Origin of the sequence: Actinospica acidithermotolerans, assembly GCF_018139625.1 — a bacterium.
Taxonomy (GTDB): Bacteria; Actinomycetota; Actinomycetes; order Streptomycetales; family Catenulisporaceae; genus Actinospica; species Actinospica acidithermotolerans.
Window position 1 is genome coordinate 1 of the sequence record NZ_JAGSOH010000175.1, and the last position, 11,316, is coordinate 11,316.

8 protein-coding genes and 1 pseudogene are annotated in these 11,316 nt (G+C 70.3%); 2 read left to right on the forward strand and 7 right to left on the reverse strand.

Annotated elements, in window-relative coordinates:
• The first annotated feature begins 37 nt into the window (after positions 1-37).
• A complete protein-coding gene (locus KDK95_RS32165) occupies positions 38-1,414 on the forward strand; it encodes an MFS transporter (RefSeq protein ID WP_212522124.1) in 1,377 nt (458 codons plus the stop codon).
• A 284-nt stretch (positions 1,415-1,698) separates the two neighbouring features.
• Here KDK95_RS32165 and KDK95_RS32170 read toward each other — a convergent pair whose 3' ends face one another.
• The 7 genes from KDK95_RS32170 to KDK95_RS32200 form a co-directional block, all read right to left on the reverse strand.
• The gene (locus tag KDK95_RS32170) at positions 1,699-4,548 is read right to left on the reverse strand and encodes a polysaccharide lyase family 8 super-sandwich domain-containing protein (RefSeq protein WP_212522125.1); all 2,850 of its coding nucleotides are present in this window, start codon (positions 4,546-4,548) and stop codon (positions 1,699-1,701) included.
• A gap of 104 nt (positions 4,549-4,652) precedes the next feature.
• Positions 4,653-5,489, reverse strand: a complete 837-nt coding sequence (locus KDK95_RS32175; protein WP_212522126.1) for a sugar phosphate isomerase/epimerase family protein — start codon at positions 5,487-5,489, stop codon at positions 4,653-4,655.
• Positions 5,482-6,510: a Gfo/Idh/MocA family protein gene (locus KDK95_RS37955; RefSeq protein ID WP_212522127.1), complete on the reverse strand. Its 1,029-nt coding sequence runs from the start codon at positions 6,508-6,510 to the stop codon at positions 5,482-5,484. The genes KDK95_RS32175 and KDK95_RS37955 overlap by 8 nt, the downstream gene beginning before the upstream one ends.
• A gap of 29 nt (positions 6,511-6,539) precedes the next feature.
• On the reverse strand, positions 6,540-7,661 hold the full coding sequence (locus tag KDK95_RS32185) for a LacI family DNA-binding transcriptional regulator (protein WP_212522128.1): 1,122 nt from the start codon (positions 7,659-7,661) through the stop codon (positions 6,540-6,542).
• Positions 7,658-8,536: a carbohydrate ABC transporter permease gene (locus KDK95_RS32190; RefSeq protein WP_212522129.1), complete on the reverse strand. Its 879-nt coding sequence runs from the start codon at positions 8,534-8,536 to the stop codon at positions 7,658-7,660. The genes KDK95_RS32185 and KDK95_RS32190 overlap by 4 nt, the downstream gene beginning before the upstream one ends.
• A gap of 51 nt (positions 8,537-8,587) precedes the next feature.
• Positions 8,588-9,559: a carbohydrate ABC transporter permease gene (locus KDK95_RS32195; RefSeq protein WP_212522130.1), complete on the reverse strand. Its 972-nt coding sequence runs from the start codon at positions 9,557-9,559 to the stop codon at positions 8,588-8,590.
• Positions 9,556-10,914, reverse strand: coding sequence for an ABC transporter substrate-binding protein (locus tag KDK95_RS32200; RefSeq protein WP_212522131.1), 1,359 nt, complete (start codon positions 10,912-10,914; stop codon positions 9,556-9,558). Before KDK95_RS32200 ends, KDK95_RS32195 begins: the two co-directional genes overlap by 4 nt.
• A 145-nt stretch (positions 10,915-11,059) precedes the next feature.
• Between KDK95_RS32200 and KDK95_RS32205 the strand changes: the two are divergent.
• Positions 11,060-11,316 (forward strand): annotated as a pseudogene (locus KDK95_RS32205) (hypothetical protein); the annotation flags it as partial.

An 11,316-nucleotide genomic window follows, 5' to 3' on the forward strand; every position in this document is an offset into this window, starting at 1 on the left:
CACCCCATCCCATCCCGTCCCATCGACAAGGAGAACCATGTCCACGACAGCCCGAAGATTCACGGCGAGACAATCAGGACTCGCCCAAGCCGTCGGCGCCAGCCTGATCGGCACGACGATCGAGTGGTACGACTTCTTCCTCTACTCCCTCGCCTCCGCGACCGTGTTCGCCGCGGTGTTCTTCCCCACCACCGACCGGCTCACCGGCACCCTGCTCTCCTTCGCCACCTACGCCATCGGATTCGCCGCCCGGCCCCTCGGCGCGCTCGTGTTCGGCCACTTCGGCGACCGGCTCGGACGCAAGAGACTCCTCGTCATCAGCCTGGTCACCATGGGCGCGGCCACCGCACTGATCGGCGCGCTGCCCACCTACGCCACCGCCGGGGTGTGGGCCCCGATCCTGCTGACCGCCCTCCGGCTAATCCAGGGTTTCGCCCTCGGCGGCGAATGGGGCGGGGCCGTGCTGCTGGTCGCCGAACGCGGCGAGGCCAAGCGCCGCGGCTTCTGGACCTCCTGGCCCCAGGGCGGCGCGGCGCTCGGCTTCGTGCTCGCAGCGCTCGCGCTCACCGTCATCTCCCACACCCAGACCACCGCCCAGGTCCTCGACTGGGGCTGGCGCATCCCCTTCCTCGCCTCCGCCGTGCTCGTCGCGATCGGACTGTGGCTGCGCCTCTCGCTCGAGGAATCCCCCGTCTTCTGGCAGGCCCAGGCCGAGGTACGCGCGTCCGGCACCGCCGAACCCTCACCGCTGGTCGGCGTGCTGCGTCACCACTGGCGCGACGTGCTCGTGGCCATCGGCATCCGGATGGCCGAGAACATCTCCTTCTACATCGTCGGCACGTTCGTCATCGACTACGCCGTTCTCAAACTCGGCCTGAACCAGACCGACGTGCTCAACTGCGTGCTGATCGCCGCGACCGTCGAGTTCTGCGCCATCCCCTGCTGGGGCGCACTCTCGGACCGCCTCGGGCGCAAACCCGTCTACCTGATCGGCTCGATCGGCATGGGCATCTGGGCCTGGATCTTCTTCGGGCTCATCGACACGAAGAACTACACCGTCATCGCCCTAGCCATCGTCGTCGCACTGCTGCTGCACAGCGCCATGTACGCGCCCCAGGCCGCCTACGTCTCCGAGATGTTCGGCACCCGCATGCGCTACTCCGGCGCCTCCATCGGCGCCCAACTCGCCTCCCTCGCCGCCGGCGCACCCGCGCCGCTGATCGCCGTCGCCCTGCTCAAGGACTACGGCACCTCCACCCCCATCGCGCTCTACCTGTCCGCCGCGTGCGTGATCACCACGGTCACGCTGCTGTTCGCCAAGGAGACCAAGGGCCGAGACCTCACCGCCGTCACCCCCGGCTCCGGCTCCGCCTACCCGCCATCGATCCTCGCCGAGCCCGTCACCGAAGCATGATCCAACCCGCGTGGCGCCGGCGTCCCCGTACCGTCGCCACGCGGGCAACTCCCCCGCGCGTCAGTCAGGTGCGGCGCGCGACGGGGAGATACCGGGAAGGCCCGAGACCTGCGCTTGTTGTCAGCGAAGTCTTTTCGTGTTGAGTCGGAGGCCTTTTGGTTTTGAAGTGCGCTGTTCAGCGGACAGTAGGCGCTGTAGTGAACGGTGCCCCGTGGGCCTGTTATTAAGCATTACGTTGCCGTCGGCTGCTCGTCGTACTTGGGCTGCACCTCAGTCCGTCCCGCTCAGGCCGTCGTCACCATGACATACGGCGCATTGGCCGAGGCTTCGCGGGAGTTGAGGATGACGGCGAGGCCGGCTGTGGGCTGGTAGAGGCCGAGGGTGATGCGGCCGGGGGTGGCGGCGGTGAGGTAGGCGGTGACGTCGAGGGCTAGCCAGGCCTTTGTCGTCGTGGCCGTCGCGGTGCCTAGGGCCCGGCCGAGTGCGGGCTGGGTCGACCAGGTGATGCCGGATTCGGTCCAGGTGGCGTCGTCGACCTCGTACGCGGTCAGGGTGGTGGAGGTGCCGCCGCTGTCGGATACGTACCCGTAGACCATGAGCGTCGCGGCGGTGATGGTGGCGCCGGTCAGGGCGGTCGTGTCGAAGGACAGGTAGGAGCACCGGGAGTAGCCGCTGCTGGTGGTGCCGGTGTTCTTGACGACGAGCGTGCTCGCGGTCCCGTAGTTCACGCTCGCGTAGGTGCCGTCGCGGGTGTAGGCGTCGGCCACCGGCGGCAGGTCCGTCGTGGTGACCGAGTAGGCGGCGTGCTCGGTGACGCCGGCGGTCCCGGTCAGTGCGACTGTCGCGGTCAACGCCGTGCTGCTCGCGCCGGCGGTGACGGTGGAGTCCGCGCTTAGGACGCTGCCACCGCCAGCGATCTGGACGGTGACGCTCGTGCCGGTCTGAGTGGGGTCGCTGACGGCGAGTTCGAGGCGGCCGCCGGTCTGGCGCAGCACGACCGAGCACGGCGCGCTAGCGGTGATGACCCCGGCCGTTCCGGCGGCGAAGAAATTCGCGGCAGTCAGGCCGAGCTTCGGGCAGGTGACCGCCTGGACCGTGGCGGTGTTGGAGAGCACGAATACCGTGGGCTGGGCGGCACGCGCGGCGGTCTGGGCGGTGGTGAATCCGGGCAGCAGCGCATATACGTACGTGGCCTTGGACGGTGCGGTGCCGTGGTCGAGCGCGAGGGTGAGGAACGTCCGGGTGATCTCGTCGGTCGGGCCGCCGGTGTTGATGTCGCTCCACGCGCCGGTGCGGTCGGTGCGCGCGGCCTGCACCGTCGCGCCGCCGGGGAAGAGGTAGCCGCCGACCTGGTCGAGCTGGGCCCAGCCAGCCACGGCGAGAGACGCGGACCAACCGCTGGCTGTGCTCTGCGCCGTGCCGTCGACGGTGAGCGCGTTGGTGCCGCCGGCGTGCAGGTTGCGGTTCTCCACCATCGTGACGACGTCGGCCCCGCTGCCTCCGGTGATCCCGGCGCCGAGCGCGAAGACGCAGTCGTCGAGCAGGAACCAGGATTTCTTGGCTGCGAGGGTCGAGCCGTACTGGCGGAAGTCCATGCCCACGCAGCCGAATCCGGTCGAGACCGCGGCGCCGCCTGCGAACGAGGTGCTGGAGACGTACCCGGTGCCGGCCGAGTCCGCCAAGGTCATCGTGTCGACGGTCGTTCCCGGCATCCGGTACGGGTCGACGGTCGGCCAGTAGGAGTCGGTGAAGTGCGTCAGGTCCGCTTCGAGGTAGACATAGCCCATGCCGTCGCCGGTGTGCCAGCCGTGCAGGTTCTCGCCGTTGATCGACTCAAACCGGCCGATGCGGGTGGAGGACATGGCCAGGGCGAACGCCCAGCCGGGGCGCCGGTGCACGGCGCGGTCCATGCCCGGGAACAGGACGAGGCCGTCGGGTTCCGTGCCGACGGGGATGGCGGAAGCGGCCATGACCGGCTTCGCGTTCGCGATGGCGGGGACCGCGGCGGTGGCGTAGTAGGGCGCGTAGGTGTTGTCCGCGGTGATCCAGCCCTTGGCACGGGTCTGGAAGTCCGCCGCCTGGGCCGCGCTCGCGGACAGCGCGAGCTGGAGCACGGCCTGAATGATCAGGCCGCCGTCGGTCAGGTCGGTCTCCAGAACGCGGGAGACGGCACGGCCGCGGACGGCGTCGAGGCACAGGCCGTTCCAGACCCACGGGGCGAACGCGGAGTCGACGGCGTCGTAGATGTTCGCGGCGTTGGGATCGGTGATCGCCCAGGTGCTGCCGGCCAGCAGTTGGAACAGCCCGGCGAGGTCGAGAAGCAGCACCATCCCGTACGTGCCCGTGTACGCGATGCGGGTGTGCTGGACGAACGATCCGTCGGCGTACAGGCCGTCGGCGGTGGTGACGTAGGGGAACACGTCGGCGAGCCCTGAGGCGGCAGCCGCGATGCTGTCGCCGTTCTTGCCGAGCACCCCGCGCAGGGCCACCACCTGGCACAGGTCGACGCGGTTGGCCCCGGTCGAGGCTGTGCGGGAGGTGCCGGTCTTCTCCATAGTCGGGTCGGGCACGAAATTGTCGATCGCAGCGGTATAGCTCGCGATCTGGGTGGAGTCGAGCAGCGGGTAGATCGCGAGTGCCGCGTTGAGCAGGGCTTTGGGCGAGCCGATCTCCCAGTCCCACCAGTTGCCGCTCTCGGTCGCGGTGGCGGTGTAGACCTCGGCGGCGAGGAAGTCGAGACCGGTGGCCACCGCGGCGCCCAGGCCGGCGTCCTGGTAGAGGCTGCCGGGCGTGGCGTAGGCGGTGGCCATGGTGGCGAGCTGCTTGTAGCTGGCGGTCATGTTCGCGGAGTCGCTCAGCGGCAGGCTCGGCCACAGCGAGACCGCCGTGGAATTCGGCGACATCGTGGACTGGTACGAGCTCGCCTGGCCGACCAGGGTGGCGAGCGCGTCGGCGTAATCCGCGTCGGTCGCGTCGATCGCGCCGCCGGTGAGCAGTTCGACCCAGGTGGCGCGCAGGACGTCGAAGGCGTCGGCGGCGTACGCGGCGGCCGGGTCGAGGGCCGGCAGGCCCGCGGACGCGGTGACGAGGGCGGCGAGTTGCAGGAGACGGCGGCGGGCGATCTCGAGTGCCATCAAGCGCTCCACGGGTGAGTCCGGGTGGGGTGGGTGGTGCCGGGTGTTCTGGAGCTTAATCACGCAAGAGCAGATGATTCCATAATGACTATTCGCAGATTTTTCTATGCGATTTCTTCTACGCGAGCGACGAGCCAGGCGGCGGCGGACGGCAGCACCTCGGCGAGCGGCGCCACGGCCGGGAACCAGCGGCGTTCCCATTCGAGCGAGAGCCACCCGGGGTAACCCAGACGGGCCAGCGCCCCGAGTACGCCGATGAGCGGGACGGCACCCGCGCCAAGGGGCAGCGGCCGCAGATCGTCGGACGAAGCAGCGTCCTTGACCTGGACGAGGTCGAGCCACGGGGCGAGCGCAGCGGCGGTTTCCGCAGGCGTCTCGCCGCCGCGCCAGGTGTGCAGCACGTCCCACACCGCGGCGAGCGCGGGATGCTCGGCCCGCTCCAGTACCCGGGCCACGTCTTGGCCGCGCGGATGCGAGTCGTGCGTCTCCAGCAGAATTCTGCATGCCGGCCGGCCGGGCCGCTGCGCCCGGTCCGCGAGGTCCCGCAGGCGCCGCGCGGCGAGCGCGTCAGCTTCCTCACCAGGCACCGGAGCACCTGCGAACACACGCACTGCCGAGGCGCCCACGTCCTGCGCGACCTCCAGCAACGCATCCATGTGAGCCCGGATCTCGGCGTCGGTTCGATCCGGATCGGCCACGCGGAGATACGAGGCGATCCAAAACCTTTCGACACCCGCCTCCCGCAACACCGCCGCCGCCCGCCTGCGCTCGGCGCCCGGAGCCTCCAGCGCGAACGGGCCCTCGGTACGGTCGCAGCGCACTTCCACTCCGGTGATTCCGGCGCCTCCGAGGCGCGCGACTTCACCTACGAGCGCGGCGATTTGGGGCGCGGTGGCGTCGTGGCAGCCCAGCGTGCTGAAGGCCAGGCGCAGCTCAGGCATCGCCGGACCAGCTGTCGGCGTCGTCGAGCGTCTGCGGCAGCCCCGTACGGCTGGAGGCATAGACGGCTTCGATGACCTCGATGACGCGCTGCCCGTGCCGCGGCGAGACCAGCGGTTCGCGCTCTCCCCGCACGGTTGCGGCGAAGGCCGCGAGCTGCGTGGCGAACGCGTCAGCCACGTCCTCGGCCGCGGCGGGGGCGAGCACTGTGGCCCTCCCCCAGCCATCGCCGTCGTGTGGATAGAGCAGCGCACCCGCGTCGGTGGAGATGCGGATCGAGCCGCGTTCCCCGACGAGCACCATCTCGTTGCGGGCCGGCAGCGGCGCGCTGGTCACGCGGATGTGCGCGGCGAGCCCGTCGGCGAACTGCACCCGCGCCTGCACCTCGGTCTCCACCCGGGCGTCGTGCCCGTACGCGGCTGTCGCGGTGACCGTGGCCACGGGACGGTCAGCGAGCCAGAGCAGGCGGTCGACGCAGTGCGCGCCGATGTTCATGAACACCCCGCCGCCGGACACCGCCGGGTCGAAGAACCACGACGGACGGGTGCCAGGCCGGTAATCCGTGCTGCGCCAGTCGTCTACCGCGCGCAGCGCACCGATCCCGCCCTGCTCCAGCACCTCCTTGACTGCGGCCATCGGCGGCAGCGTGTGCTGGATGTGGCCGACCGCGAGCACCACCCCAGCCCGCGCACACGCACGTGTCATCAGCACGCAGTCCCGGGACGTGGTGGCCATGGGCTTCTCCACCAGCACGTGCAGACCAGCGGCGGCGCTCTCCCGCACGATTTCGGTGTGCAGCGCGTGGGGGGTGTTGATGATGACCGCGTCGACCTCGCCGGAGTCGAGCAGCGCGCCGTGCTCTGTGAACACCCGAGCCCCGTCCGGCGCGGCCAACGCCTTCGCGGCGGCCGGGACCAGGTCGCACACCGCGGTGACGGTGACGCCCGGGACGTTACGGGCGGCCTCGGCGTGCAGGGCGCCGACGGCACCGGCGCCGATGAGGCCGAGCCGGATCTCAGACACGGATGCTCCAGTTCTTCACGTGAGAGTCCTTACTGTGCGACGGACGGGGGCGGCCCCGCGGCGCCGCACGACTGCCGCACCACGATGCTCGGGCGCAGCAGAATGCGATGACGGATCAGGGCGGGGTCCTCGAGCCGCCGCAACAGGAGGTCGGCGGCGATGCGCCCCAGCAGTTCCTTGGGTGGCGCCACCGCGGTGAGCGGGATGTCGGCCACGTCCGCGACCTCGTCGTCGTACGCGACCAGGGCCAGGTCGCGGGGTACCTGAAGCCCGGCGCGGCGGGCTGCGATCTCGATCAGGGCGGCCTGGCGGTCGCCGAAGCACAGCGCCGCGCTCACCCCGGCCTCGCGGAGCCGGGCGACGCAGCGTTCCGCCGTGGCGGGGCTCCACTCCTGGCGCAGCGCCCGGAACTCGATGCTGGTGCAGCCGAACTCGCGGGCGGCCTGGTGGAAACCGTCCGCGACCGGCTCGGTGGTCGGGCTGCCGTCGCGCAGCACGAGGCCGAGCATGCGGTGCCCGAGCAGGGTCAGGTGGCGCACCGCCTCGTAGGCGCCCGCCTCATGGTGCGTACACACGTGCTCGTTCGTGTCCGAGAGCGATGTGCCACGCCGCTCGATGAGCACACAGGGCACCGGCAGCGCGGCCAGCCGGGCCAGGTGCTCTTCGGCGGGCGCGGGCCCGGTGAGGGTCGGCGCGATGAGCAGGCCGTCGATCCCGGCGGCGAGCATCGCCTCCAGATGCCGGTCCTCGGCCTCCTGGCTGTAGCTCGAGTACGCGAGTTGCAGCCGGGCGCCGGCGCCGGAGAGCACCGTCTCGATGCCCTGGAGGATGCGCGGATAGTAGAACGCCGCGTCCGGCACGATCACGCCGACCAGGCGCTTGCGGGTTTCGGCGGTCGCCGGCGCGAGCACGAAGGTCCCCGCGCCCTGGCGGCGGGCGACGAGACCCTCGGCGACCAGTTCGTCCACCGCCCGGCGCACGGTGCTGATCGAGAGCCGCCCGGCCTCGGCCAGTTCCCGCTCGGTCGGCAGCCGGGCACCCGGAACGTAGACCTGCCGCCGGATCTGCTCGCGCAGACTCCCGGCCAGCTGCTGGAACTTCAGGTCACGCCCGAGCGTCCCGGGCTCGTCCTGCGCGCGGTCCCCGGTCACTTGACCGACCCCACCGTCATGCCCTCGATGATTCTGCGCGCCAGCCAGACGTAGAGGACCAGCAGCGGCAGGACCACCATTGCCACTCCGGCGAACAGCCCGCCCCAGTCCGCGCCGTTGTACTGCATCTGCTGGAGGAATCCGAGCAGCGCGAGCGAGAGGGTCTGGTGCGAGGTGTCCTGGATGAACACGAGGGCGAAGACGGTCTCGCCCCAGTGCTGGATGATGTTGAGAATCAAGACCGTGATCAGGCCGCCGCGTGCCAGCGGCAGCATGATCTGCGCGAACGTGCGCAGCGGCGACGCACCGTCGAGCGACGCGGCCTCCTCCAGTTCCACCGGCAGCGTGCGGAAGAAACCGGTGAGGAAGAACACCGTGAACGGCAGGGAGCTGGCGATGTACACGAGGCACAGCCCCTGCAGCGTGTCGATCAGGTTCAGGTCGTCGAGCACGACGAACAGCGGCAGCACGACGACCTGCGCCGGCACGCCCAGCCCGAGCGTGAAGAACATGATCAAGCCGCCGTTCCACCGGGTGGCCACCCGGCTGAGCACGTAGGCGGCGGGCGCGGCCAGCAGCAGCGTGCCGAGCGCGGTCCCGCCCACCACGATCACGGTGTTCGCCGCGGCCTGCCCGAACTGCCCCTGGGACCAGGCGCGCGCCCAGTTGTCCAGGTGCAGGCTGTGCGGCAGGGTCCACGGGTCGGTGAAGATCTCGCTCGCGCTCTTGACCGAGGACAGCAGCATCCACAGCCCCACGCACACGTTGAACGCGACCAGCAGCCACACCAGCGGCACCCCGAGCAACCGGGGTGCGCTCAGCCGGGCGCGGAACGTGGAGAGCCGGGTGGGTCGGCCGGGGGTCGTGACGGCCATCGCGGTGCCTTCCGATCGGAGCAGGACGGACGGATTTCGAACAGACGCATTTCAGAACTGCACGGCGTCGCGGCGCATGACCCGGCGGATCAGGCCCACCAGGACGCCCACGAGAGCGAGCATGACGACGGCGCTGGCCGCGGCGGTGCCGTAGCTGGGCACGCCGTCGGAGGCGAAGGCCTCGCCGTAGGTGTAGAGCGCGGTGTTCCACACGCTGGCGTCCGGCATCTGCCCGGCCGCCCCGGCGAAGGTGTAGATGAACTCGAACACCTTGACCGCGCTGATCGTCCACAGCACCGCGCACACCCCCACCACGTCCCACATCAGCGGGAGGGTGACGTGCCGGAACTTCTGCCAGGCGGCGGCGCCGGCCAGGTCGCAGTCCTCGTAGAGCTCGGGCGGGATCTGGTCGACCGCGGCCATCAGGATGGTGGTGTAGAAGCCGGTGGACGTCCAGACGAGTCCGATCGCGATCACCCGGAACAGGTCCGACTGCCCCAGCCAGTTCGGCGGGTGCTGCAGGCCCAGCGCCTTGACCACCGAGTCCACCAGGCCGCCGTACTGGAAGAGGAAGCCCCAGAGGATCGAGAGCGCCACGCTCGGCACGATGTTCGGGAAGAACAGCACCGCGCGCGCCGCCTTGCGGCCCCGCATCTCCCTCAGCACCATGGTCAGGCCGAACGCGGCGGCGAAGGTGAGCCCGCCGACCCCGAAGACGATCCACAGCGTATTGACGAAGGAGTGCTCGAATACCGGGTCCGCGAACAGCCGGCGGTAGTTGCGCAGCCCGACGAACTCCATCGGCCCGGCCCCGGCCCACTTGTTGAGGCTCAACCAGGCCGTGAACAGCGACGGCCCGGCGAACATGCCCGTGTACACCAGCAGCGCGGGCAGCACCAGCGGCCAGAACAGCCGCCGGCGCCCGGCCAGCAGCGGGCTGGCCCGCCGCCGTCCGGCCCGGGCCCGCGCGGGGCCAGGGCCGGACGGCACCGACGACGGCCGCTCGGTCGTCACCGCGGTCATTCGGCGTTGCTCCAGTACTGCGCGGTGCCGGATTTCAGCTTCGCGGCGAATTGCGCGGCCGTCTGCCCGCCGTCCAGGAAGGTGGTGTTGAGCGGGCAGAAGACCTTCGTGTACCAGTCCGCGGCGGTCTCCTTCACCCCGTCCAGCGCCTTGACCACCTTGCCCGAGGACAGCGCCTTCTGCGCGTCGGCCAGCTGCGCCGGCGCGGCGATGTCGGCGCGCGGGGTGAGGTTCCCGGCCTGGGCGGAGATGCCCTCCAGCCGGGCCTTGGCCAGGAAGTAGGCGATGAAGCGCTGCGCGGCGGCCGCGTTGCGCGCCTTCTTCGGGATCGAGAAGCCGATCAGCGAGATGTCCTGGCTCTCGTCGCCCCCGGCCGCCACCGCCGGGAAGGGGAACGACCGGTAGGTGAAGCCCGAACTCGCGAAGGACTGCGTCTCGCTCGGCGCGAACGTGCCCAGCAGCAGGAAGTCCGACTTGCCCCCGGCCCACCCGTCCTGCACCGCCGGCCACTTCGACCCGTCGTACCCGGGCACGAAGTCACCCCCGGCCACCAGCGCCTCGATCCGCCCGAACGCCGTGAGGAACCCGGGCGACTCGAACGAGGCGCCCGTCTTGTCGGCAGCCGCGGCGGCGAACGCGCCCGCCCCCAGCTCCCGCAGCACCGCGAAGTACGTCCAGTAGGCGCTGTAATCCGCGATGTCCCCGTCCAGCGCCAGCGGCCCCGACCCCCCGCGGGCGCTCTTCCGGGAGGCGATCAGCGCGGTGAACTCCGCCCACGTACCCGGCGGGTTGGCGGCCACCGACGGCAGCGAGCGCCCGTTGTACCAGATCTGCGTGGTCAGGATCTCATAAGGCATCTGCCACAGCACGCCGCTCGTGGTCGCCAGATCGAGGTAGTGCTTCGGAATCACGTCCGAGACCTTGCCCGACTCGCCCGGAACGGCGGCGGAGAGCACCGGGGTCAGATCGAGCGCCTGCCCGACCGCCTGAAGCCCGGAGTAGGCGAACCGGTCGGAGGAGTCGACCAGGTCGGCCGGAACGTGCGCGGTGTTGAGCGTGGGCCCGAGCTGCTTGACGACCTGCCGCCCCTTCCACTGCACCGTGACCTGGACCCCGGTGTCCTTCGTGAACGCGGCGATCGCCGCCTTGATCACCTTGGCCTGCGGCTCGGACTCCTTCCACATCGACCAGTACGTGAACGATCCACCCCCCGAAGACCTCGACCCGGACCCCGAGGAAGAATCCGAGGCGCACGCGGTCGCGGCCAGCGCGACCGACGCGGTTACCGAGGCGGTCAGGACTGTGCGGCGGGTCGCGCCGCCCGAGGCGGAACGTGCCGGGCTCACAGGGGACATCGAGTTGCTCCTAGGGGGGAAGGTCCAGCTGACGGGAGTGCCCATATGTTTGCCTGGCATTCATTAGCGGGTCAACACTCGTCACAGCAGATGAATAGCAGATGATTCATGTAGTTACGCATCGTCGTCATGGGCCATGGACTCGGTGACGATCCCCTTGACCACGCTCAACGCCGCCCGCGTCGCCGACTCCCTCCCCGAGCCCAAACGCACCCAGCGCACCGAGCGCAGCGGAGTCATCTCCCATTCATCACGTCCCGACCCGTTGACCCGGCCGGCAACCGCGCCGCAGCATCGGATCGGTACCGAGCCCAGGCACATGCCCGTCGCCCGAGTCCTCCCCCATCGCCGTATGTGCCCGCCTGACGTCCCCGAGGAGAACCCGGTGGCCAGCCTCGACCC

Coding starts and splice junctions, on each gene's coding strand:
- KDK95_RS32190 (WP_212522129.1), bottom strand. CDS start 8,536: ATGGCCGTCACGACCCCCGGCCGACCCACCCGGCTCTCCACGTTCCGC.
- KDK95_RS32170 (WP_212522125.1), bottom strand. CDS start 4,548: ATGGCACTCGAGATCGCCCGCCGCCGTCTCCTGCAACTCGCCGCCCTC.
- KDK95_RS32175 (WP_212522126.1), bottom strand. CDS start 5,489: ATGCCTGAGCTGCGCCTGGCCTTCAGCACGCTGGGCTGCCACGACGCC.
- KDK95_RS32165 (WP_212522124.1), top strand. CDS start 38: ATGTCCACGACAGCCCGAAGATTCACGGCGAGACAATCAGGACTCGCC.
- KDK95_RS32195 (WP_212522130.1), bottom strand. CDS start 9,559: ATGACCGCGGTGACGACCGAGCGGCCGTCGTCGGTGCCGTCCGGCCCT.
- KDK95_RS32200 (WP_212522131.1), bottom strand. CDS start 10,914: ATGTCCCCTGTGAGCCCGGCACGTTCCGCCTCGGGCGGCGCGACCCGC.